Genomic DNA, 23,690 nt, shown 5'->3' on the forward strand with positions numbered 1-23,690 from the left:
CTATTCGCTCAGAAGATTTTCGCCCTTGCCCTCCCAGGAGGGCAGCGCGCCGCGCAACATGCAGACCAGTTCGTCCGCCAGCGCGAGGGTGAGGATCACAAGGCCCAGTGCCACGGGTGTCTGCGGCAACCACAAGGGCACCGACACCATGCCCGCGCTGCGGTCGCCGAACTCCAGCGATTCCAGCAAAAGCAGCCCCATGTACCAGGTGGCGTAACCGCTCATCAGCAGTGCCAGCAGGGTAACGGCAATCTCCACTTTCGCGCGGGCACGGTCCGGCAACCGGTTGGTCACCAGCGTCACCCGGATATGACCGCCCGCCCGCAGCGCATAAGCCAGCGCCAGAAAGGTGGAAGCGGCAAGGAAAAAGCCGGTGAAGTCAGCATAGGACGGGATAGTCAGCCCGATCCCGCCGCCGGTCAGCGCCACGGAAATCTTGTCGGCCAGGTTCAGGCACACCTGCGCAAAGACCAGCGCCACGATCGCCACGATGAACAGTGCTGCCAGGCCGCCGGCCGCACGATAGATGAAATCAAGCACAGGCCGCATAGCTGCCCCTCCTCCCCATAAAACCGGACGCCGCTTCCGGCGTCCGGCCGTGATTGCATTACTGCTGGTAAGCGTTCAGCAAGGTGGCGCCGACCTCGCCGGCCTCACCCTTCCAGCTTTCCAGCATCTGCGCGCCGATCGCGCGCAGACCGTCGATCAGTTCTTCCGACGGCTCGGACACGGTGATGCCGTTATCCTCCAGCACTTTGACCTGCTCGGCGGTCTCGGCGCGGCTCATCTCCCAGCCGCGGGCCTCGGCCTTCGCCGCGGCGTCCAGAACCGCGGTCCGGGTGGCTTCGTCCAGGCGGCGGAAGGCGCGCTTGTTCACCACCACGATGTTTTTAGGGATCCAAGCCTGAATGTCCGTGTAGTGGGTCAGGAAGTCCCATGCCTTGGAATTCACTCCTGTGGAGGGCGAGGTGATCATCGCCTCAACCCGGCCGGTGCTGAAGGCCTGCGGAATATCCGGGACCTCAACCTGCGTCGGCGCGGCGCCCGCCAGGTTGGCGAACTGCTCCAGTGTTGCGTTGTAGGTGCGGAACTTCAACCCTGCCAGATCATCGACACTGTTGATTTCCTTGGTGGTGTACAGCCCCTGCGGCGGCCACGGAACAGCATAAAGCGCCATCAGCCCCTGCGCGTCGAGCAGCCCGTCGATCACATCCTTCTGTGCAGCCCACAAGCGCTCTGCCTCGTCGTAGCTGGTCGCCAGGAACGGCAGCGAGTCGGCACCGAACGCCGGGTTGTCATTGGCCAGGAGCGACAGGAAGAACTCGCCGATCGGAACTTGGCCGCTGCGCACCGCCTTGCTGATCTCCGGATGTTTGAACAGCGAGCCCGCCGAGTGGACCTTGATCTCCAGCCCGCCATCAGTCGCCGCGGCCACGTCGCTGGCAAACTCAGCGATGTTCTTGGTGTGGAACGTGGCGTCCGGATACGGCGTCGGCATGTCCCAGGTTGCGGCCTGTGCCGACATGGCCAGTCCGGTGAATGCGGCCAAAGCGCCGCCCAGCATACGCGTGATCTGCATGTTTTCCTCCCAATGCTTTATGTGCCGAAATGCTCCCACAACGATTACAATTTGTCAACGTTATGTCATCGTTTGCGCATTGTCCCGAACGCCGCGCACGCCCGCCGAGATCGCAGCCTGCGCTTGATCTCCCTGAAACTTTGTATTTTTATGCCTGTATGCAGGTAAAACGCTGGGGTTTTATCGACACGAAAGGGGCTGCTGATGGCTGACAAACACCCGGATTCCCGACGAATCGTCTCCTCCCGTCATCTGGCGGATGGCGAGGGCTGGGAACTCTCGGAGCTGGAATACGGCCTGATCGTCGCTTTCAATGCGTTTTCGCGCTGGACCACCCGGTGCATGGCGGCGGCTGGTCAGCCTGACCTCAGCCCGCTGGAGATCCTGATCCTTCACAATGTCAATCATCGCGGCAAGGACAAGCGTCTCTCGGACATCTGCTTCCTGCTCAACATTGAGGACAGCCACACGGTGAACTACGGGCTGCGCAAACTTCTGAAGGCGGGCCTTCTGGCGTCGGAAAAGCGCGGCAAGGAAGTGTTCTACCGCACTTCGCCCGAGGGTGCGGACCTGTGTGCCGCCTACCGCGATGTCCGTCGCCAGTGCCTGCTGGACGGACTGGCCGGAACCGAAGTCCCGGGCAACGACTTGCGCGAACTGGCGCGCAACCTGCGCGCCCTATCAGGTCACTACGACCAGGCCAGCCGCGCGGCAGCCTCGCTGTAGGGGGCAGGGGCTTCGCGGTTTGTTCTGATCCGCCGCGGGGACGGATCCGGCAGGTTGCCCGCATCTTCGGGTCATATGTGCGACCAAACGCGGCCCCCGGGAAATGGGCGCGGATGAGGACAGGCGCGGACATTGCGCGCGCAATCGCGCCGGGTGTACCGCCGCTGAAACAGCTGCTTGGTCACGCTGGGGCGCGGCTGGCCGTTGTCCGGCTGTTCCTCAGTCGGCCCCTTACCAGGCACCACCGCCGCCTCACAAGGTCCGGCGCAGCACACCGGCTGCCGGCAATAGACCGACCTCGGTCTGAACGGGCTCGGCACGGTAGTTGAACCAAAACTCCTCCGTTGCCGTGCGGCGGGTGCGAACCCCTTCGGGCATCTGGCGCATGGCCAGACCCGCCTCCGCGCCCAAGGTGGCAATCAAACGATCTAGGCCTGTCGGGTCCAGCCAGCCGCCGCAATAGGTTTGCTTGCCCGTTCTCACAGCCACCGGCGCACCCTGCGTGGTTTGCAGAACCGTCTCGGCAGCGCCTTCCAGTTCCTCCAAGTAGCTGCAAACAGTCCCGCCATCGACCAACCCAACCGGCATGTCCGGACGCAGGCTTTCGACCCGCGACACCGTGACATCCAACCCCGGCAGTGCCGGGGGCAGCGGTGTGGTGGGGATTGTGAACTGGCTGTCGCGTGCGCCGCTGCGCGGACCATAAAGCACCTCGGCAGAACATGCGCCCAGCGCGGCCTTCAGATCGTCCGGCATATGCATCAAGCCCGGTGCAAGGATCATCCTGTACCCACTGAAATCGCGCGTGCATGGAGGCAGAATGTCGATGCTTTGACCCGCGCGGCGCAGCGCCTTGTAATGATCCAGGATGAGCTGGAAGTAACTCAGCCCAGCACCGTGCGGCTGCGTTGCCCAGGCCCAGTCGGCCTCGTAGTCGAACAGGATCGCAACAGGCGCCTGCGCAGGCTGAACGTCGGGCGCGGCCTGCATTTCCTGCGAAACCTTGCGCGCTTCCTCCATGCCAGGGGCCTCTTTGCTGTCAGGCCGCAACAGTCCTGCGTGCATCTGCTCCTGCGCGAAAGGGGCCTGCCGCCAGCGAAAATAGCACACGGCCTCTGCGCCATGGGCGAAGGCCTCCCACGTCCAAAGCCGCACCATGCCCGGCAGCGGTGCCGGGTTGTAAGGCGCCCAGTTCACCGGTCCCGGCTGTTGCTCCATCACCCACCAGCGCCCGTTCCCCACCGTGCGGTAAAGATCATGATGCAGCGCCTGAAAATCAGGATCCCCCTGCCGCGCATAGGTGCGCTGCGCCTGCGGGCTCGCCCCCACACGGTCTTCGAGAAACCCGAGCGGGTAGCTGTCCCAGGTTGCGATCTCCAGATCCGCGCCCACCTTGAAGTGGTCAAACTCGGTAATCCGGCCCATGTAGTTGTGCGAGATCGGCGCCTCTGAGAATTGCTTGATGATCTCCACCTGGGCGCGGTTGAAGGTCACCACCTGATCGGAGCTGAAGCGTCTGAACGCGAGAACATGCGCAGGGTTCGGCTCCGTCACGGTAAGGTTTGGCAGGCCGATCTCGTCAAAGCTGCGGTACTCCATCGACCAGAAAACATTCCCCCAGGCGGCATTCAGCGCGCCGATGTCTCCGTCGAAGGCCGCGTCAAGCCATCTCTGAAAAGCGGCTTTTGCAGCCTCGGAGTAGCTGACAACCGTATCGTGGCAGCCATATTCATTGTCCGTCTGCCAGGCCGCCACATACGGGTTTGCGCCATAGCGCTCCGCCAGAAGCCGGGTGATACGCTGGCTTTCGGCCAGGTACCCCTGATGGCTGAAGCAATAGTGCCGCCGCGAGCCAAACCCACGCGGCTGGCCATCTGCATTCACGGCAAACATGTCCGGATGGCGTTCCGCCATCCAGCGGGGCGGCGTGGCCGTGGGCGCCCCCAGCACGACCTTCAGCCCCTGCCCGCCCAGTGTTTCGATGGCCTGGTCCAGCCACTCCCAGTGAAAGTCTTCCGGGGTGGGTTCAAGTCGCGACCAGGCGAATTCACCTATGCGCACCCAGGTAAGGCCCGCATCCGCCATGCGCGCCGCGTCCTCCGCCCAGATCTCCTGCGGCCAGTGCTCGGGGTAATAACAAGTGCCAAGGGTTCGTTTCATTGCCGTCTCACAGGATGACTTGGTGTTCGCGTTGCCCTACCGCCGTCGTGGCGGTGACAAAGGTCTGCCCGGCAGGCGGCGTCTCCACCCCGTCGGCGGCCGTGGTGATGAATAGGGTAGACCTGTCCGCACCGCCGAAAGCCGGGCAAGACGCCTGCGGTGTCGGAACCGCGACCTCCCGCAGCAGAACCCCCTTGGGACTGTAACAGGCAACGCGCCCGGCCCCCCATTGCGCGTTCCAGACGTTGCCATTCTCATCTACGACCGCACCATCTGCACCAAATGGCTCAGCGCTGAGATCCAGGAACACCTCCGGTGTCCCATCAGGCCAGCCATCCGCTGCGGCCAGGGGCTGGCGCATGATCTTGCCCACCTCGGTGTCGGTGTAATAGGCGCAGGATCGGTCCGGCGCGAAGCAGATCGCATTTGGGATCGTCACGTCCGAAACCAGTTGGCGCAGTTCACCCCGGTGATAGCGATAGATGGCACCCGCCCCCGTCTCCGCGTCAAAACCCATGGTGCCGATCCAGAATCCGCCCCACGGATCCGCGCGCCCGTCATTGGACCGGGTTGCCGGATTATCGGCCTCCAGCGGACAAAGAAGCGTTCGCGCCTCGCTCTTCAGATCGAACCGCCATAATCCGGTTTCACTGGCCATCAACAACGTGTCGCGGTCCACCCAGCCCGCAGCAGAAACGCATTCGTCGAACTGCCAGATCTGTTCCTCTGGGCCAACGACGGACAGCATCCGCTTGCCGAGAATGTCGAACCAGAACAGCTGCTGGCGCTCGGGATGCCACAGGGGCCCTTCGCCCAGCGCGCAGGGTATTGCGCTGTAAACCCCAACACTCATGAAAAAACCTCGTCATAGGCGGCGACCATGCCCTGCGCGTTGGCGGCGATGTCCGCAACCGTCATTCCGGGTTTGAAAAGGTTCGACCCGATGCCGAACCCGGTGACGCCTGCCGTCTTCCACGCCGCAAAGTTTTCAGGCCCGACGCCCCCCACCGCATAGGTCGGTGCAGTCGCGGGCAGTACCGCTTTCACCGCCTTGAACCCATCAATGCCCAGTTTGAAAGCCGGAAAAAACTTCAACCCGTCGGCCCCCGCGCGCAAAGCGGTGAAGGCTTCTGTCGGGGAAAATACACCGGGAAAGGAGAGCATCCCCGCCGCCTTGGTCGCCGCGATGACCTCCGGGTTGCAATCGGGCGAGACCACCATCTGCGCGCCGATGTCCTTGAGGCGCGCCACTGACGGGGTGTCGAGCACGGTCCCCGCCCCGATCAGCGCGCGGTCCGCGGCGCGGTCGACCATGGCTGCGATGCTGTCGAAAGGTTGCGGCGAATTCAGCGGCACCTCGATACGGGTAATTCCGGCAGAGATCAGCGCCTCCGTCACGGACACCGCCTCCTGCGGTGTCAGCCCCCGCAGGATGGCGATCAGGTTACGGCTCATCTTTGTATCCTCGTATCATTTGCGCCCGGGCAGAGCTGAGCCCCGCCAGCGTGACCTGTTCCGCGTCACTGATTTCAGCTTTCGCGCCCCGCTGGTCGAGAGCCGAGGCGTAGGCCTGCGCGATTTCATTCTCGCCCACGATCACGATGTCACGGTCTTCCCACGCCCCGCGCACCGCCTCGACCTCCATCCCCAGAAGATAGCCAGAGGCGCGACACCGGGCAGCGACCGGATCAAGGTCATCCAGCAATGCTTCCGCGCGCAGACCAAACAGCGCGTTGGCCAAGCGGCCCGGTTCAGCAGCGCCATCGCGGCACCCAGCCCTGAACGCCCCATCGTCCCAGCCCGAACCTGCCAGCGTGTGCTGAAGGACAGAGTGGTTGCCCACCAGCTGAAACAGCTCTCCGGACAGAAAGGTCGAAAACCCCGTGATCTCTCCGTCCCGCACCGAGACCCATTTCGTGTGGGTGCCCGGCAGACAAATGACCCCGTCCAGCTTCGGTTGCTCAGCCAGTATACCGGCGATCTGGGTTTCCTCGCCGCGCATGACATCGGCGGGCCGGGTCTGTTTCACACCAGAGAGGATGTGAACCCGCAAGCGACGATCCTGCGTTCCGACCCGGGTTGCTGTATCGAAGGACGGCGGCGCACAGGGGACCGCAGCATAGGGTGCTTCCGCCCACCCCTGGCGCGAGCCCGCCATGCCGCAGCACACCACGTCCAAAACATGGTTGGTCGATAAATACGGTTCCAGCAATGCCACAAGGGTTTGCTCATACGCGGCGGTTGTCAGGCGCGACATGCCCTGGTCGGAATCGATCCTGCATATTGGTGCCCCGTCGGCATCCATCGGCCAAAGCCGCAGATGCGTGGTGCCCCAATCGGCCGCGACCCATGCCGCGGGAGTATGATCAGCGTTGGTCATCCCGTCACCACAACACCGCCATCTACCACCAGCGCCTGGCCGCAGATCATGCGGCTTGCCTGCGAAGCGAGAAAGAGCGTCGCCTCGACGATGTCCTGCGGCGCGAGGTGATCCTTCAGGCACTGGCGCTCAAGATGCGCGGCGAGAGCTTCGGGCGTTGCCCATTTGTCCAGCTGCTTGTCCGTCAGCACCCAGCCCGGCGCCAGCGCATTGACGCGGATGCGGTCCGGGCCGAATTCGCGCGCAAGGCTGCGAGTCATGCCATTGATGCCGGAATTTGCCGTGGTGTAGGCTGGATAGCCGCTGTTGCCCATCATGTAGCTGATCGAGGTGAAATTCACGATTGCGCCGCCGCCCAACTGCTGCATCCCTGGAACCACCGCCTGACAGGCAAAGAAATAGGCCTTGAGATTGATGGCCTGCGCCCAGTCCCAGAAATCCTCGTCAACCTCCAGCGTCGCATGGCGCTGGTCGTTGGCGGCGTTGTTTACCAGCACACCAATCGGGCCATGCGCCTGGGCGGCCTGGTCAATCGCCGCCTTCAGCGCAGAGATGTCGGTGATGTCACATTGGATGAACAGCGGCCTGTTGCCGGTCTCTGTCTCCATTCGATCAACAAAGGCGCTGGCGTCGGAACGCCCGACGAATGCCACCTTGGCACCTTGCCGCAAGAATCCTTCGGTCAGGGCGGCGCCGATGCCGGAACCACCACCAGTGATGAAGACGGATACGCCTGTAAGGTCGTGAAACGTTGCGTTCAGGTCCATGTCAGTGGCTCTCCCGCGTCACGGGGCGGGTGTCCTTGCCCACCAGGAAATCCAGATCCGCCCCCTTGTCGGCCTGAAGGACGTGATCGATGTACAGCTTTGCGTAGCCACGGGTGTAATGCGGATCGTCTGGCCGCCAGCTGGCGCGGCGGGTCTCCATCTCCTCGGCAGAGATCAGCAGCTCCAACACGCCGCCAGAGGCCGATACCCGGATGCGGTCGCCGGTCTTCACCAGCGCCAACGGCCCCCCCGCCTGCGCCTCCGGTGAGACATGCAGGATGACAGTACCAAAAGCAGTGCCAGACATCCGCGCATCCGAAACCCGGATCATATCCTTGACCCCCTGGGTCACCAGCCTGCGCGGGATTGGCATGTTGCCGACTTCCGGCATGCCCGGGTAGCCCTTTGGCCCGCAGCCCTTAAGCACGAGGATGGACTCCGGTGTCACCGGCAGATCGTCACGGTCAATGTTTGCCTTCATGTCCTCTATGCTTTCAAAGACATAGGCCTCGCCCTCATGTTCCAGCAAATGATCCGAGGCCGCCGAGGGTTTGACGATGGCGCCGTTGGGGGCAAGATTGCCACGCAACACCCGCAGGCCCGCCGCGGGTTTCACCGGCGCGTCAAACGTGCGGATGACATCGTCGTTGAAACACTCCGCACCCTCGGCATAGGCGGTGATATCGCCGCCCAAAACGGTCCTGGCGTTTCGCAGATGTCCGTTGTCCTGCAATTGTTTCAGCACCACGGGCATGCCCCCCGCATAGCAGAAATCCTCCATCAGGTATGTGCCAGACGGCATGCAGTTGACCAGCAGGGGAATCTCCGAGCCGATCTCAAAATCCTTCAGGTCGAGATCGACCCCGACACGGCCCGCCATGGCCAAGAGATGCACCACCGCATTGGTGGACCCCCCGACGGCGGCATTGGCAAGGATCGCATTTTCAAACGCCGCCTTGGTCATGACGTCCGAAGGCTTCAGATCCTCCTCGACCATTTCGACAATCCGTTTGCCAGTCAAATGTGCCAGCGCCAACCGGCGCGCGTCCACCGCAGGCAAGGCGGCATTGGTGGGCAGCGACAGGCCCATTGCCTCAACCAGCGACGCCATGGTCGAAGCGGTACCCATGGTCATGCAAACGCCCTTGGACCGGCTCATGCCAGCTTCGGCGTTCATGAAATCCTTCAACGTCATCTCGCCTGCCCGCACCGCTTCGGAGAATTTCCACACGTCCGTCCCCGAGCCGATATCCTGCCCACGATATTTGCCGTTCAGCATCGGCCCCGACGACACCACGATAGACGGCAGATCAACCGACGCCGCCCCCATCAGCTGGCCGGGCGTGGTCTTGTCGCATCCCCCCAGCAGCACCACCCCGTCGATGCCATAGGCGCGGATCGATTCCTCCACGTCCATCGCCAAAAGGTTGCGAAACAGCATCGCAGTTGGCTTCATCTGGGTTTCGCCCAGGCTCATCACCGGGAATTCCACCGGAAAGCCACCCGCCTCCCAGACGCCACGCTTGACGCCCTCCGCCAGTTCGCGCAGCCCGGAATTGCAGGGCGTCAGTTCCGACCACGTGTTGCAGATGCCGATAATTGGCCGCCCGTCAAAGGCGTGATCGGGAAAGCCCTGGTTTTTCATCCACGAGCGGTGGATGAAGCCGTCCTTGTCCAGCTTGCCGTACCATGCACGGCTGCGACGGTCTTTGGTCATAGTTTTTCTCCTTCGATCACCCAGATCGTTTCAGGAAATTGCCACGGCAGGGTCAGCCCCTGCTGCATCAGGAGCTGACCGCTTAGCGTCAGCGGAGCCTTCTTGAGTGCAGTCTGCCCGCGGGACAGGTGGTGCAGCTCATCCCGGTTGACGAGGTCGATCCGGTACATTGCCTGCGGGTCCAGGTCGATCAGTCGCAAGGGCCGCGGCAGGATCTGATGCGAACAGCGCGCCTTGCCTGCAAAGACCACAAAACGATTGCCATCGGCGGCCAGTTGCAGCTCTGCAATCACGCCAGGATCGGCACTGTCTAGGCGCAGAATATCCGCTTTCATCCGCCAGTGTCGGTTGTCTTTCCACCATTCGGTGACGCGGGTCAGCACTGTGGTCTCGTCATCCGTCAACTCGCGCGGGTCCAGTTCAAACCCCATATGCCGCTGGGCCGCCACCCAAGCGCGCATCCGGATATCGATGGTCCGCCCGGAGGTATGGCAGGTGCGCGGCCCGACGTGGGCGCCGGTCACAGCCGTCGGCAGGAACAGGGCCGCGTCATGCTGGATGCGCAACCGCTCCAGCGCATCGTTGCTGTCTGACAACCAGACCCGCTGCGTCAGGTCCAGAATGCCTGCATCAATCCGCCCACCGCCCGAAGCACAGCTTTCGATTTCGACCTCGGGAAACGCCATGCGCAGGTCGCGCAGCAGGGAGTAAAGGCCCTCAGTCTGCGCAGCCTGTGCGATTGGCAACAACCGGTTGTGGTCCCACTTCAGATAATCGATGCGGTTCTCCCGCAACAGCGCTGACAGGGTCTGGAACAGAAAGTCGCGCACCTCTTGCTGCGCCAGATCCAGCACCCGCTGGTGCCGCCCCTCAATCTGGTCTTCGCGCCCCAAGATCCAATCGGGATGCGCCCGCGCCAGATCACTGTCGAGATTTACCATTTCCGGCTCAACCCACAGGCCGAAGGTCATGCCGAGGCGCTCCACATGCTCAATCAGCGGGGTCAGGCCATCTGGCCATTTGCGCCGGTCGATTTTCCAATCCCCCAAGGATGACCGGTCATCGTCGCGCTTTCCGAACCAGCCATCATCCAGCACAAATCGCTCCGCGCCCAGCCGGGCCGCACGTTCGGCAATCTCGCTCAGCACGCTGATGTCATGGTCGAAATACACAGCCTCCCAGCAGTTGTAATGCACGGGGCGCGGCGTTTCGGGTCTGGGCCAGGTCACGATGTGGTCGCGCAGCAGGCGCTGGAATGCCGTGGCGCAGCCGTTGAACCCGGTTTGCGACACCGCCAGATACAGCGGCGCCGTGCGAAAGGCGGTTCCCTGCCCCTGTGCCCCGGTGGCGTGTCCCCACTGGATCTGCCGCCGCCCGGATGGCAATTCCTCGGCGATCATCACATGGCCACCGGACCAGCCGTAATGCATAGCATAGACTGTGCCGTGCGCATTTCTGGCGCCCGCTTCCGGGAAATAGGCCAGCGGCGGATGTTCATGCCCGGAACGGCCGCTGCGGGCCTCTCGTTTGTGAATGCCCGCATGCCACGCGGTTCGCGATATCTGAAATTCGCCGACCCAGCGACCACAGAAATCCACCACCTCCTGCCCCATCTGCGGACCCGGCAGCACCGGGGCCGCAAGATGGTGCAGGGTGATTTCGTGGTCACTATGCAGGGTGGTTGTAGCGGCAATGGTGTCCCCTTGCGGGTGGAAATCAAACACAACCGTCAGGCCCAGATCGTGGTCCCGGCAGGTGAACTGCCGACCGTTTTCCTGTTTCAGGCGAAACCGTGGAAACAGCGGCGCACCGTCCCGATACGCCACCAACCCCGGTTGCCCATCGAAGGACTGTGACGCCTCGGGGCACAGCGACAGCGGCGGCAGCCGGTCGAACATGCCGCCGGTCACCTCCTGTTCGCAGGCTCGCGACAGCGCGGCCAGATCCGTCTGCGGGTGCAGCGCAGGCCCCCAGTACAGCGCGCCGGGAATGCCGCCGTCGGATGACAGCACCAACGTCTGACCCGGCGCATCGATGCGCCAGACTTGATGCGCATCACTCATTTCACCGCCCCGAGGGTCAGACCGGCGATGAAATGCCGCTGCATCAGAAAGAACATGGCCACCGGCGGCAGGGCTGCCACGATCGAACCGGCGCTCATCAGGTGGTAAGCGGCCCGGTACTGCGCGTTGAAAGAGGTGATCCCCGCCGTCACCGGCTGGCTCTCGGCCCCTTGGGTCAGCACCACCGCCCAGAAATAGTCGTTCCAGATGAAGGTAAAGATCAGCACCGACAGCGCCGCAATCGCGGGCTTCATCAGGGGCAGCACCACAAACCAGAAGATCCGCCATTCCGCCACCCCCTCGACCCGCGCCGCCTCGATCAGCTCAAACGGCAGCGCGCGGATGAAGTTGCGCATGAACAGCGTGCAGAAGCCGGTCTGGAAGGCGACGTGGAACAGCACCAGCCCCAGCTTGGTGTTATACAGCCCCATATCCAGCGTCAGATCGCGCACCGGCACCATCAGGATCTGGAACGGCACGAAGTTGCCCGCCACGAACATGAAGAACAGCAACAGATTGCCGCGGAACCGGTACACGCCCAGCGCAAACCCGGTCATGCAGGACAGCGCCACCGCGCCGATCACCGTCGGCACCGTGATCAGCACCGAATTCAGCAGGTAGCGCGGCATGTCGGAGGCAAAGAACACCTTGCCGTAATTCTCGCCCCCCTTGAAGGCGGAGGGCCAGCCCCAGTAATTGCCGGTGGTAAAGTCCACATCCGGTTTGATGGAGAACACCGCCACCGCAATCAGCGGCAGCAACCACAGCACCAGCGCCATCGGCACAAGCGCCTGATAGGTGGCGGCCCAGGCGGGCGAGGCTTTGTCGATCGGGCGCGGGAACATCAGCGGCCGCCTTTCTCTTCCTGGTACATCGACCACAGGAAGTAGGCGATGAACGACAGCATGATCAGGAACAGCACCACCGCAATGGCCGCGCCGTACCCCATACGAAATCCATATTCCGACAGCGCTTTTTCAAACATGTAGAAAGACAGCACCCGCGATGAGCCAAACGGCCCGCCATTGGTCATGATGGAAATCAGATCAAACGAGCGCAGCGCCCCGATGATGGTCACCACAAACGCGATGAAGGTTGCTGGCCGCAGCTGCGGGATGATGACATACCACAGCATCCTGAAACCCTTGGCACCATCCAGGCGCGCCGCTTCCACCTGTTCGGGATCGACTGCGTTCAACCCGGTCAGATACAGGATCATGCAATAGGCGGTTTGCGGCCACAGGCCCGCAACGATGATCCCATAGGTCACCAGGGTCGGATCCCCCAGCACGTTGAGCGTACCAAAGCCAAAGAAGCCAAGGATCTGGTTCAGCAAGCCAAAGGTCGGATCATAAAACCAGCTGAACACCAGCCCCACGACCACTTGGCTGATGACAAACGGGAAGAAGAACAGAGACTTATACAGCCGGATACCGAGGATATTCTGATTCAGGAACAACGCAATCGCCAGCCCTGCCGGAATTGCAAGAAGATAGAGCAGCAGCCATTTCAGGTTGTTCCACATGGAGACCTCAAAAGCGCGGTCATCCATCAGCTCTATATAGTTTTCCATGCCGACATAGACCGGCTGACCCAGACCATCCCAGCGATAGAACGACAGGTTGAAGCTCTGAAGGATCGGGAAAATCACATAGAACAGAAAAAACAGCACCCCCGGCAGCAGGAACAGGACCGGAGCCAGCGCCTGCCGGTTGCGCCGGATCCAGCCCGGGGCGCTTTCAGTGCGTGGAGTTGTTACGTCAGCCAAAGGGATCTCCCGGATATGCGCGCCTCTCTCCGGGGTGGGCGCAGGCGAGGCGGGCAAAGTCTGATAGCGTGACGGCTACAGCCGCCCTTCTGACGGGGCTTGTCCGGACGGGCGTGGCCCGCCCGGAACATCGCGGTCAGTAGATACGCTGGCGGGCCTTCTCGAGACGGCTCAGGATGTCGTCCAGATTGTCCGGGAACACCATGAATTCCTGAAAGCCTTCCATCGCAACCGACGCCATTTCAGCCGGCGCGTCACGGTCAAAGAACTGCGCGATACCGCCGGGGCTGTTCGACGACAACATCTCGAACCCCTGGTTCAGCATCTCGTCGTCATCCACCGAAGAGGACGCGTTGACCGGCAGCTGGCCCAGCGCGGACCCTGCATTGATGTCTGTCTGCACATCGGCAGAAACCACATAGCGCAGGAATTCACGCGCGGCTTCCTTGTTCTGTGCCGCCGCCGGGATGTGGAACGTATCGGTCGGCGCGTCCTCGGCCAGTTCGACTTCCGGATTGATCGCCGGGAATTGGTAGAAATCCAGCTGATCGCTGCCCAGACCCGCCTCGCGCAGCGGCGCCACCGCGAAATTGCCCATCAGATAGGCCGCAGCGTCGCCATTCACCATGAAGGGCAGCGCTTCCTGCCAGCTGTAGGACTGATGGTTGTCGATAAAGGCCCCCATTTCAATCAGCTCACGCCAATTCGCAAAGGTCTGCTTTACCCGATCATCGGTCCAAGCCACGTCGCCGTTGGTGAGCGCCATGTGGAAGTCATAGCCGTTGGTGCGCATGTTCAGGTAGTCAAACCATCCCCCGGCGGTCCACAGGAACTTGGTGCCGATGGTGAAACACTTGCGGCCCGAGTCGAGGATCTTCTGGCAGTTCGCCTTGAAAGCCTCCCAGTCCTTGGGTTCCTCCAACCCCAGCTCGTTATAAATATCCTCGCGGTAGTAGACGCCCCACTGGTAGTAGGTGTAGGGCACGCCCCACTGCTTGCCGTCCAGCGTCATCGCCCCCTTGGTCGAGGCAAGGTTCTCGGCAATCTCAGGCTCCGCCCACAGGTCGGAGACATCCTCGAACAGGCCGGCGGACACATAGGGCCGCATGCGGTTCGCGGCGTACCAGTTGGCAACATCCGGCGCGTTGGCGGTCAGAAAGTTGCGGATCTGGGTCTTGTAGGCTTCGCGGTCGATCACGGTCAACTCAACCGTCAGATCGGGATGCAGCGCATCAAAATCTGATGCCAGCTTCTCGATCACCGCCCGCGGCGCCGGGTTCGACATATCCGAAAAAATCTTGAGCGTTCCGCTCAGCTCCGCAGCCTGCGCGGATGCCGCCAATCCAGCGACCATCGCAAGACCCGCAGCCGTTCCCTTTAGAATATTCATAGTGTCCTCCCTTATTGACGGCCGGCCCTAAGTTTCACATATTGGAACCAGTTTCCATCTATTGAAACAATGAGGGAGGCCGTCTATGCATGTCAACAGTCTCTTCACCAATTGGGGCCGGGACACAGGGGGAGGACGTCCATGGCGACACCGGGCACGCCGCAACGCAGCACCGACGGAACCGTCGGGAAAGCATTGGAAATTTTGGACCAGGTCGCCGAGTATGAACGCCCTGTGCGGTTTGCGGAATTGCTTGCGGCGTCTCACCACCCCAAGGCGACGCTGTACCGTCTACTGCAAACACTGACGAATCAGGGGATGCTCAGCTTTGATGCGCAGCAGCAGACCTATGCTCCCGGTCTGCGGCTGGTCAGGCTGGCCCATGCGGCCTGGCGGCAAAGCTCGCTGGCGCCGGTGGCGCGCGATTACCTGGATGCATTGTCGGCGGAGGTCGGCGAAACCATCCACTTGGCACAGCTGGACCAGGGACAGGTGCTGTACGTCGACAAGCGCAACGCGCGGACCCCGATTGATATGTTCAGTCAGGCGGGCAAAATCGGACCGGGGTTTTGCACCGGGGTCGGCAAGGCGATGATTGCCCACCTGGAGGATGACGCACGCGAAGATGCGATCCGCAGGCAGGCCTTTGTGCAGCACACACCCCAGACGCTGGCCAGCGAAGTCGATTTCCGCAGCGAACTCGATCGCATCCGCCGCGAAGGCATTGCCTTTGACCGCGAAGAACATGAACCCGGCATCATCTGCATCGCCGCCCCAATCCTGTCCTCGCGGGGCCGGGTCATGGGGGCGCTATCCATCACCTCCTCCACCCGGCGACAATCCATTGAAGGGCTGAACAGCTTGCGCCCGCTGTTGCTCAAGACAGCCAATGAGATCGCCGAGGCTGCCGAAAGCTGGCAGTTCCCCACCTAAGCGAGGCGCGGCACAAAGGCCAATGACAGCCGCCACAGAAAGGATCACGAACATGACCGGCGTCACTCTGACCAAGGCCGTAAAGAAATACGGTGAAATTCAAACCATCTTTGACGTGGATCTGCATGTCGAGGACGGGGAGTTCTGCGTCTTTGTCGGCCCGTCCGGTTGCGGCAAGTCCACCCTGCTGCGTATGGTTGCGGGACTGGAAGCGACGACCTCGGGGCAGATCCATATCGGCAACCGCGATGTGACCCACTTGGATGCCGCAGAGCGTGGCGTGGCCATGGTGTTCCAGTCCTATGCGCTGTACCCGCATATGACCGTCGAGGAAAACATGGGCTTTGGCCTCAAGATGACTGGCCATCCGAAGGAGGAAATCCGGACCAAGGTCGCCGAAGCCTCTCGCATTCTCAAGCTCGATGACTACCTGAAACGCAAGCCAAAAGCCTTGTCTGGCGGTCAGCGCCAGAGGGTTGCCATTGGCCGTGCCATCGTGCGCGGACCGGACGTGTTCCTATTTGATGAGCCTCTGTCCAACCTGGATGCAGAACTGCGCGTGGACATGCGGGTAGAGATTGCCCGGCTGCACAAGGAAATCGGTGCCACGATGATCTATGTGACCCATGACCAGGTCGAGGCGATGACACTGGCCGACAAGATCGTGGTACTGCGCGCCGGACGGGTTGAGCAGGTGGGGCGCCCGATGGAGCTGTACAACAACCCCGACAACCGCTTTGTTGCCGGTTTCATCGGCTCTCCGGGGATGAATTTCGTCGACGGCGAGGTGTGCAACGGCAAGGTCTGCGTCCCCGCCTTTGGCGGGCGCGAAATCACCACTGCTGCCAGTCTGCCCGACGAAGGGGCCAAGGTGATCGTCGGTCTTCGCCCGCAGCATGTCGCCGTCACCGAAGGGGGCGCCGCGACATTGGACTTGCGCGAACGTTTGGGGGCTGTGTCCTATGACCACCTGATCTGCGCCGACGGTTCCCGGATCATTGTCGAAACCCCCGGCGAGAACGCCTTGGAAGAAGGCGCCGCCGTGGGTCTCGATTTTGCCGACAGCGATGCCTTTCTGTTCGATGCAGGATCAGAAGAACGCCTGCGGTAATCTCGCGTGACCGCGGCGAAGAAAGCGGGTTCGCCGCACACGTAGGGATGCGAAGACAGAATCGGTGCCTGGTGGGGCCCCGCGAATGGTTGTGGTGCGGCAGACGCCGCGTGGAAAACCAGTTCGTGGCCAGAAACCAGCCGCTTCACTCCTCGCGTTGCTGCGCATCCAGAAGGTTTTCGCCGCTTCCTGCTCCCTCTCGCTCTCTTGCTGCGGCTTCGGGCCCCGTGGCCTCCGGTTGCGCCGGATCGGCCGCGCCCGGCAAGGCAGCTGTCGTCGGCTCCGGCCGCGCTGCCGCCGACTTGGCCGGCGGTTTGGGCGGCGTGGTGTCCGGCGCTCCATCCAGCCGGACCCGATAAATTGGTTCAGGCAATCCGAACCCTGCTGACTCCAATGCTGATTTGGCCGCCCGGATCGCCTCGCCGCGGGCCTTGGCAAAATCCACTTGGGTCTGATCCACCCAGCCGGTGAAGGTCAAGATGACATTCGAATCTCCGACCTCGCTGACCCAAGCGCCGACCTCCGGGTCGCCCAGCACAAAAGGCAGCGCCTCCAGCGCGGCAACCGCGGTGGACAGCGCTGCAGCCAAGTCCGCATCAGCATCCACACCAAGGTCGAACCCAAAGCGGCGCCGGGGATCGCGGGTGAAATTTACGATACGGCCTTTGTAGACCGTGGCGTTGGGGATGCGAATATGATTGCCCTCGGGCGAGATGAGGATCGTCGCGCGCGACGTCAGCCGCGCGACCGTGCCTTGATCGCCCTGGATGTCCACAAAATCATTCGCCCGGAACGGTTGCCGCAGGCTAAGCAGAATGGAGGCTATGAAGTTCTCGACGGTATCGCGTACAGCAAAGCCAAGCGCCAGGCCGACAACGCCCGCGGCCCCCAAGACCGCCCCGATCAGCGCCGTCGCATTTAGGATATCCAACGCCAGAACCAGCCCTGTGAGGATAAACAGAATGCGCGCCACTGCGCGGTAGACATCCCCGATGAAGGGGTTGGGGGCCAGCCGTGTCCAGATGCCGATCCGGCTGGTCAGCAGCCAGCCGCCCGCTGCCACCGCCAGAAAGGCCGCCAGCGCCACCAGAAAAATCGGCCCGTTTGCCAGCAAATTCCGGGTGCGCCCGGCGATACGCTCCATCGCCGGGGCAAGACGTTCCTCCAAGGAGCCGCTGATCTGCGTTTCATTTTCGATCGCGACCACCCCGGCCACCCGGTTGACGATCTGCGTCAGGCGATCCTGGGCTGCATTGTCGATCACGGCGCCGGTCAATCGGACAACCCCTTCGGAGACCGTCACCTCGACCGTTGCAAACCCATCAATCTGAGCCAGAAGTTTTTCGATACGGCTGTGAATTTCACCGTCGCGGACCGCTGCGTCTCCCACTTCGATCTGGCTGTCTGTCTGAACCGGGCCATCCACTGGCTGTGCCCCGCCGCTGGCCGCGCTGAGGCACAGCACGGCGGCGGTGACCAGGGCCAGAACCAGCCCGGCCCGGCTTGGCAGGTTCAGCCACCCGCGCACCCGCGTCCGGGCAAACTTGTTTCCCCAGCTCAATTCCATGTCCTCCCCGTTTCGGCCATATCCGCGCCCGCGCCCGGGGCCGCGGGACAGTCTTTGCCGCAACCGGGCATCAGCGCAAGAGCGCAACCGCCGCGAACCGTGATGCTGTTGGCGGCGCCAGGGCACTTTTTACGCCGATGCGCGTTGGTGTTGCGTAGCCGCGTAGGAGCCATGGGATGTTGAAGAAAGCCTTGCACCGGATCGCCCTGGGTGCCGAACGTTTGATGGACCGCGTCCTGCCGCGCCGAAATCGCAGCGGCGCGGATTTGGTAATTGACCCGCACATCGGCTACAGCGCCACAGAGCATGTCATCGTGCGTGGCCGCGTCTTGAGAGGGCTCCGTGGCAACACCGCGCGCGATGGGCAAGGTGTGGTTCGGAATATCTGGCAAATGGTTTCGTTGTTTCTCACCGATGAGGTCGCCGGGGTCACGGTAGCCCACGGCCGCGCCACGGCTGTCACGGACGAGGAAGGCTATTTTCAGCTTTTACTCCCGGTTGGCCGGCCGGCCGGCTGGCATGATATCGAGGTAACGATCGCCAACGCCGGGACCGCCTCAGCCTGCCCGGTGTTTGTGCCGCGCCCGGACGCGCGCGTCCTGGTCATCTCCGATATCGACGACACCGTGCTGCACACATCCGCGTATTCGCTGCTGCGAAACCTCTGGACGACCTTCAGCGGCAACGCTCTGACGCGGCGCATCTATCCGGATTCCGCTGCCCTGCTAGAGAGCCTCTCGGAGAATGGCCGCAATCCAGTGTTTTACGTCAGCTCCTCACCCTGGAATATGCATGGCTTTCTCACGCAGGTGTTCAGCCAGGCCGGGCTGGTCCGCGGTCCGATGTTCCTGCGCGACCTGGGGCTGAGCGAAACCCAGTTCATCTCTGCAGGTCACGGCAGCCACAAAGGGAGCAGCGTCGACGCGCTTCTCAAGGCTTATCCGACGCTGCCCGCGGTGCTGGTCGGCGACACCGGGCAGGAGGATGCGTCCATCTATCGCGACGTCGTCCAACGCCACCCTGGTCGGGTTTCAGCCGTCCTTCTAAGGGTTCCGAAAAACGGACTGGACGCAGCCGACCGGCACGACCTGAAACAGCTGCAAGCCAGCGGTGTCCGCGTTTTTTCGGCCTCCAGCTTTCAAGGTGCAACGCGGCAACTGGATCTTTGATTGCTCCGCCTCATGAGGCGCGCCCTCATGAAAGCCCTTCATGGTGTCGTCGTTCTGTAAAAGGCTGACGCAGGGGGAGCGGATAAGCCCTGTGACGCCAAGGAGATTTTCAGGCTGTTGCGGAAAGCCTGCGTCACCCCGCATCTGTCGCCGAAGGTGAGGTTCTCCTCGATCGACGGCAGCCTGCACTCTCGCCCGGTTGCCAAGACTTCTAACCGCATGACCCGTAGTAGTCTGAGAACGGCGGCCTAAAGAGAAATGACTGCCCTGCGCGTTATCGCAGCCCCAGTGAGGCGCCGCAGCCAGGAGTTGCGCGAGGCTGTGTCAGCGCGCGGGGCAAAGGTAGGGGGACGTTCCCAACAAACAGCTCTTTGTGCAGCGCGATAGCGGCTGCCGACGTTGCGTGCCAAACGGCGAAGGCTTCCAAATCATGGCACCGCGGAACCAGATCGTCAGGGAGCCACGCAGCTTCGACGTGTTCCGTGGCGATGTGGCCCAGAGCCTTTCTCTGAGGTCGGTAATAGCGAAAATTGGATGAACTCTGATTCTTGCCGCATCGCCCACCTATCCGAGTGTATATTTTTCTCACCCCCATTGGAGATTACCCGCATCGGAAGTGTAGGTGATACGTCAATTGGGGCAAGCATGTACCCCAATTCCATATTTCATAACAATGGACGTCAGATATGTTCAATTGTACCACAGGGGCAAACGACATGACTTCAGATTTAATTATTAGACTAAAAAATGTTTCCAAAACTCTCGCAAGCTCCGGCTTTTTTGCGCTGAGCGCTTGTAGTCAATCAGTGACAATAGGGGAAAACGTGCCCCCGATGGTTGGCCCCCCTGTCACTGACAACAACACCCCGTATACGGCCTGTCTTTTCGAACTGGCGAAGGAACCGCGGACAAATAGGCCGACAATTGCCGTTGGGATGATCTCCGATAAAACAGGGAAGAAGTCCATCGACTCCATCAATGACAGCACTGAGCTGACCCAAGGTGTTTCAGAGATGATGATAAGCGCTCTGTACAAAACTCGGCAGGTGAATTTGGCTGAACGACTGGACCCGCGCATTGCGTTGGCCGAACAGCAACTCGTCAAAGAAGATTACATCAAACGCCCTGCCGGAGACGTGAATATCGCACCAGCGCATTTTCTGGTTCTCGGGGCGCTGACCGAATTGAATTACAATATCATGTCGGGCGGCGAACGGGGCTTTATTGCCGGGGTCGGCGGCGGTCGGCGTGTGGCTGTGATCAACGTCGGTCTGGATGTGCGCCTGGTCGATATGCGGTCCCTGGGAACCGCCTATGTCACCAGCCTGCAAAAGCAGATCGTGGGCGAGGAATACGAAGCCGGGATCTTCAGGTTCTTCGGCAAACAGTTTGTGGAATTTGACACTGGCAGCATCCGGAATGAACCGATGCAGCTGGGCGTCAGATCAGTGGTGGAACTGGCGACGTACCAGATCCTCACGGAAGGTCTTGGCCTGCCTGCTCAACAAAAGCAGGGCTGCGCGCCAGGAGGGGGATACCCCCAAGAAACCAACACTTAGAAATCGCAATCACTCAAGGGACGGAAATACCATGAAACTAAACACACTTAGCGTATCTGTTATCGCAATTGCAGCGGCAGGCCCTGCATTGGCTTTTGATGGGATCAGCTGGAACTGGGATTCCAAGGTCGCCTCTGCCGCCTCGACAGCCGCCGCGTCTGCTGTTTCGGTCCACCCAAGCGGGCTGGCAAAAGTGGAAAGCGATCAGATTGCCAGCGGCGAGTACGTGGCATTCAGCTCTACCACGGGCGTTGTCAATGACGCCGTGAGCCTGAACGGGATTGAGCTAGACGACGTCGCCGCGGTGGCGACCCAGGCGACCTCCCTGGCCAACAACGCGTCACTGGACGCGGATGTATCGACCCAATTCGACATGAACCAGTCATACTCGGGCACGGACCTGACGGTTGGGACCAGCCTGACCGGCACCCTGGTCGACGTTTCTCTGCCCGGTCTGGTCGCCGCTACAGCGACGACGTCCGGAGTGCTCAACGGTACGGTCGACAAAGCGGCAACGTCTGTGGTCAACAACATGACCGCCACGCTTGCCACGGACTCTCTGCAGGATGCCTTCCTGATCGGGAATAACGTCCAGGTGGCCAATGCTATGAACAGCTCCACGTCGATGGTCGATACCGTGGCTTTCAACAATGTGTCCGGCCTTGGAACTCTGGTCGATCCGGCAGTCTCTTCTGTTGCGACGGCGCTCGGCAACAACCTGTCCGTTACTGTTGACGGCATCAATTAAGCAGGGACACGCCAGCCGCATTTAATAGATGTCGACCCCCTGGCGTAAGTGCGCCTGGCGTATAGTGCGACCCACGGTTTTTCGTGGGTCGCAACATTCACGGAATTTGGGAGGGGAAAATGAAAACCGCCCTAGCACTACTTATCGCTGCCTTGGTTTGCCCGGACGTCTTGGCCGCAGGTGGCACATTCAGCACAGGCTCAAAACCCTGGAATTTTGGAAACCGAAGCCGTGAAAATCACCTTTCCATGCAAATGCGTGGTCCAACTGCAAACTCTAATTCCGTAACTTCTGGATATCCTGGCATGCCAGTGATTTCGAATACATACGCAATTGCGAACTGGATTCAGGTCGATATGGTGCTTGGTGACGGTGCCACCGGAGATGTGACGATTGACAGCACACAAACGAGTGAGGGGAGCCAGACGTCGACTTCCGTCGTGGATGGCGAGATCTTGAAATTATACGATGAAAATTGAGTGGGGGTCCATTCCAGAATGGGTTGCGACAGTTTCCGCGTCTTGCTGGAAAGCGGGATAGATCGAAGATGGCTCATACAGAACTTGATTATCATGAACGGCGCGCGGTCGCAGATATGCTGAAGGCGCGGATGCCTGTGAGCAGGATCGCGGAGGCATCGCTCCTCTGTCTACCGCGAGATCAAGCGAAATCGCTTCGAAGAGCGTGAATTGCCGCATCTGGACGGCTACTACGGTGTGACGGCGCGAGGGGCTGCGGCTGCCAGGCGCGCGCCGCCGCCGCAAGCTGGTGCGATCGAAAGAGGTGCGCAAAGTAGTGGTCACAAAGTCGAAGGAAGGGTGCTCCCCAGAGCAGACTGTCGGCCGCCTTTGGTTCGAAGGCCAGCCGATGCGCGTGAGCCACGTGACCATTCAGGCGGAACGATGACAACGGCCACCGCAGGAGATTTGACGGGCGAATCCCGGCCTGCCACGAGAACCAACGTGTGGTGACCCTAGCCAGGACGGCCATGCGCCAATAGAGTGGCTGCAACACAGTTAGTTGGAGATCCACCCAATATGACACCTTTTGCAATTGCTGGTGTTCAAATGCATGTCGCCGCACTGCACTCGAATGTCGAGGCCATGCGGCACCGAATCGAAATTCTCATGGCCCGGTTTCCCTGGACGCAGATGGTTCTGTTTTCCGAACTTGCGCCGTTCGGGCCGCTGGACCGCTTCGCATTGCCGTTCCCGAACGATGCCTTGCAGCAGTTTCAAGAGGATGCCCGTCGTTTCGGCATCTGGCTGATCCCAGGCTCCATGTTTGAAAAAACCGAAGACGGCCGGATCTTCAACACCTCGGTCGTGATCAACCCGGAAGGCGAGATCGTCGCCAAATATTCCAAGATGTTTCCCTTCCGCCCCTACGAGGCGGGCATATCGGCGGGCACTGATTTCTGTGTGTTCGACGTTCCCGAAGTCGGCCGCTTCGGACTGTCGATCTGCTATGACATCTGGTTCCCGGAAACCACGCGCCAGCTGACCAGCCAGGGGGTGGAGGTGCTGTTGCATCCGGTGCTGACCGGCACCACAGACCGGGAAGCGGAACTGGCCATCGCCCGCGCGACGGCAGCCCAGTTCCAGTGTTACGTCATCGATGTGAATGGGCTCGGCGCTGGCGGTGTCGGTCGCTCCATCGTCGTCGACCCCTCGGCCACGGTGCTGCATCAGTCGGCGGGCCAGGAGGATATGTTCCCGATCGAAATTGACATCGACCAGGTCCGGCGCCAGCGCGAAACCGGCCTCAAGGGTCTGGGTCAAGTGTTGAAGAGCTTCCGCGACCGGGAGGCCGAATTCACCGTCTACGACCGCACCAGCGGTGCTGATGCCTACCTCAAGACGCTCGGCCCACTGGAGACACCCGGGCAAGGCTCGCTGCGCGGGCTGCAGGCGCCGGATCCCAGAACCTCGCTGGAAGAGGCCGACCAGTCACTACTCACGCCGCACTACTACTCCGCCTTTCCCGGAAAGGCGGGCTCAGGTTAATCGGACCGGATAGCGGCTCTGGTCCGGACGCGACAGAAAGGGGGGCA

The 23,690-nt window shown here is 61.5% G+C and carries 21 protein-coding genes and 1 pseudogene; 9 read left to right on the top strand and 13 right to left on the bottom strand.

Annotated features, from left to right (window positions below; genetic code table 11):
* Together AC0IPL_RS16360 and AC0IPL_RS16365 are read right to left on the bottom strand one after the other, a co-directional pair.
* Positions 1-549, bottom strand: coding sequence for a TRAP transporter small permease (locus tag AC0IPL_RS16360; RefSeq protein WP_474275713.1), 549 nt, complete (start codon positions 547-549; stop codon positions 1-3).
* Positions 550-607: 58 nt separating this feature from the next.
* Entirely contained in the window at positions 608-1,579 is a 972-nt protein-coding gene (locus AC0IPL_RS16365) for a TRAP transporter substrate-binding protein (RefSeq protein ID WP_474275715.1), read from the bottom strand.
* Between the two features lie 204 nt (positions 1,580-1,783).
* Here AC0IPL_RS16365 and AC0IPL_RS16370 point away from each other — a divergent pair, with 204 nt between their 5' ends.
* On the top strand, positions 1,784-2,305 hold the full coding sequence (locus AC0IPL_RS16370) for a winged helix DNA-binding protein (RefSeq protein ID WP_474275717.1): 522 nt from the start codon (positions 1,784-1,786) through the stop codon (positions 2,303-2,305).
* A 252-nt stretch (positions 2,306-2,557) separates the two neighbouring features.
* Here the strand turns inward: AC0IPL_RS16370 and AC0IPL_RS16375 are convergent, their stop codons facing one another.
* The 10 genes from AC0IPL_RS16375 to AC0IPL_RS16420 all read right to left on the bottom strand — a co-directional run bounded on the left by AC0IPL_RS16375 (position 2,558) and on the right by AC0IPL_RS16420 (position 14,550).
* Positions 2,558-4,465 carry a beta-galactosidase gene (locus tag AC0IPL_RS16375; protein WP_474275719.1) on the bottom strand — a complete coding sequence of 636 codons (1,908 nt, stop codon included), beginning with the start codon at positions 4,463-4,465 and terminating at the stop codon, positions 2,558-2,560.
* Between the two features lie 7 nt (positions 4,466-4,472).
* Positions 4,473-5,318 (bottom strand): SMP-30/gluconolactonase/LRE family protein, encoded by an 846-nt coding sequence (locus AC0IPL_RS16380; RefSeq protein WP_474275721.1) that lies wholly within the window; start codon positions 5,316-5,318, stop codon positions 4,473-4,475.
* Positions 5,315-5,920: a 2-dehydro-3-deoxy-6-phosphogalactonate aldolase gene (locus tag AC0IPL_RS16385; protein ID WP_474275723.1), complete on the bottom strand. Its 606-nt coding sequence runs from the start codon at positions 5,918-5,920 to the stop codon at positions 5,315-5,317. Before AC0IPL_RS16385 ends, AC0IPL_RS16380 begins: the two co-directional genes overlap by 4 nt.
* A complete protein-coding gene (locus AC0IPL_RS16390) occupies positions 5,910-6,845 on the bottom strand; it encodes a 2-dehydro-3-deoxygalactonokinase (RefSeq protein WP_474275725.1) in 936 nt (311 codons plus the stop codon). The genes AC0IPL_RS16385 and AC0IPL_RS16390 overlap by 11 nt, the downstream gene beginning before the upstream one ends.
* Entirely contained in the window at positions 6,842-7,612 is a 771-nt protein-coding gene (locus AC0IPL_RS16395) for an SDR family NAD(P)-dependent oxidoreductase (RefSeq protein ID WP_474275727.1), read from the bottom strand. The genes AC0IPL_RS16390 and AC0IPL_RS16395 overlap by 4 nt, the downstream gene beginning before the upstream one ends.
* 1 nt (position 7,613) lies before the next feature.
* The gene (locus AC0IPL_RS16400) at positions 7,614-9,329 is read right to left on the bottom strand and encodes an IlvD/Edd family dehydratase (protein ID WP_474275729.1); all 1,716 of its coding nucleotides are present in this window, start codon (positions 9,327-9,329) and stop codon (positions 7,614-7,616) included.
* On the bottom strand, positions 9,326-11,392 hold the full coding sequence (locus AC0IPL_RS16405; RefSeq protein ID WP_474275731.1) for an alpha-galactosidase: 2,067 nt from the start codon (positions 11,390-11,392) through the stop codon (positions 9,326-9,328). The genes AC0IPL_RS16400 and AC0IPL_RS16405 overlap by 4 nt, the downstream gene beginning before the upstream one ends.
* The gene (locus AC0IPL_RS16410) at positions 11,389-12,237 is read right to left on the bottom strand and encodes a carbohydrate ABC transporter permease (protein WP_474275734.1); all 849 of its coding nucleotides are present in this window, start codon (positions 12,235-12,237) and stop codon (positions 11,389-11,391) included. Before AC0IPL_RS16410 ends, AC0IPL_RS16405 begins: the two co-directional genes overlap by 4 nt.
* Positions 12,237-13,175, bottom strand: a complete 939-nt coding sequence (locus tag AC0IPL_RS16415) for a carbohydrate ABC transporter permease (protein WP_474275769.1) — start codon at positions 13,173-13,175, stop codon at positions 12,237-12,239. Before AC0IPL_RS16415 ends, AC0IPL_RS16410 begins: the two co-directional genes overlap by 1 nt.
* A gap of 121 nt (positions 13,176-13,296) precedes the next feature.
* Positions 13,297-14,550, bottom strand: coding sequence for an ABC transporter substrate-binding protein (locus AC0IPL_RS16420; protein WP_474275736.1), 1,254 nt, complete (start codon positions 14,548-14,550; stop codon positions 13,297-13,299).
* A 141-nt stretch (positions 14,551-14,691) separates the two neighbouring features.
* Between AC0IPL_RS16420 and AC0IPL_RS16425 the strand changes: the two genes are divergently transcribed.
* Positions 14,692-15,483 (top strand): IclR family transcriptional regulator, encoded by a 792-nt coding sequence (locus AC0IPL_RS16425; RefSeq protein ID WP_474275739.1) that lies wholly within the window; start codon positions 14,692-14,694, stop codon positions 15,481-15,483.
* Positions 15,484-15,535: 52 nt separating this feature from the next.
* Complete coding sequence (locus AC0IPL_RS16430) at positions 15,536-16,594, top strand: ABC transporter ATP-binding protein (RefSeq protein ID WP_474275742.1); 1,059 nt, start codon at positions 15,536-15,538, stop codon at positions 16,592-16,594.
* 145 nt (positions 16,595-16,739) lie between these two features.
* On the opposite strand, the gene AC0IPL_RS16435 is transcribed toward AC0IPL_RS16430, so the two are convergent.
* On the bottom strand, positions 16,740-18,155 hold the full coding sequence (locus AC0IPL_RS16435; RefSeq protein ID WP_474275744.1) for a mechanosensitive ion channel domain-containing protein: 1,416 nt from the start codon (positions 18,153-18,155) through the stop codon (positions 16,740-16,742).
* Positions 18,156-18,337: 182 nt separating this feature from the next.
* Here AC0IPL_RS16435 and AC0IPL_RS16440 point away from each other — a divergent pair, with 182 nt between their 5' ends.
* The 6 genes and pseudogenes from AC0IPL_RS16440 (at position 18,338) to AC0IPL_RS16465 (ending at position 23,643) form a co-directional block, all read left to right on the top strand.
* Complete coding sequence (locus AC0IPL_RS16440; RefSeq protein WP_474275747.1) at positions 18,338-19,330, top strand: App1 family protein; 993 nt, start codon at positions 18,338-18,340, stop codon at positions 19,328-19,330.
* 716 nt (positions 19,331-20,046) lie between these two features.
* Complete coding sequence (locus tag AC0IPL_RS16445; protein WP_474275749.1) at positions 20,047-20,889, top strand: CsgG/HfaB family protein; 843 nt, start codon at positions 20,047-20,049, stop codon at positions 20,887-20,889.
* 31 nt (positions 20,890-20,920) lie between these two features.
* Positions 20,921-21,637 carry a hypothetical protein gene (locus AC0IPL_RS16450; RefSeq protein ID WP_474275752.1) on the top strand — a complete coding sequence of 239 codons (717 nt, stop codon included), beginning with the start codon at positions 20,921-20,923 and terminating at the stop codon, positions 21,635-21,637.
* Positions 21,638-21,756: 119 nt separating this feature from the next.
* A complete protein-coding gene (locus tag AC0IPL_RS16455) occupies positions 21,757-22,116 on the top strand; it encodes a hypothetical protein (RefSeq protein ID WP_474275755.1) in 360 nt (119 codons plus the stop codon).
* A gap of 68 nt (positions 22,117-22,184) precedes the next feature.
* Positions 22,185-22,534: pseudogene (locus AC0IPL_RS16460) on the top strand (IS30 family transposase); the annotation flags it as partial.
* A gap of 140 nt (positions 22,535-22,674) precedes the next feature.
* The gene (locus AC0IPL_RS16465; RefSeq protein ID WP_474275757.1) at positions 22,675-23,643 is read left to right on the top strand and encodes a carbon-nitrogen hydrolase family protein; all 969 of its coding nucleotides are present in this window, start codon (positions 22,675-22,677) and stop codon (positions 23,641-23,643) included.
* Positions 23,644-23,690 lie beyond the last annotated feature (47 nt).

The organism is Leisingera sp. SA32 (assembly GCF_056033425.1).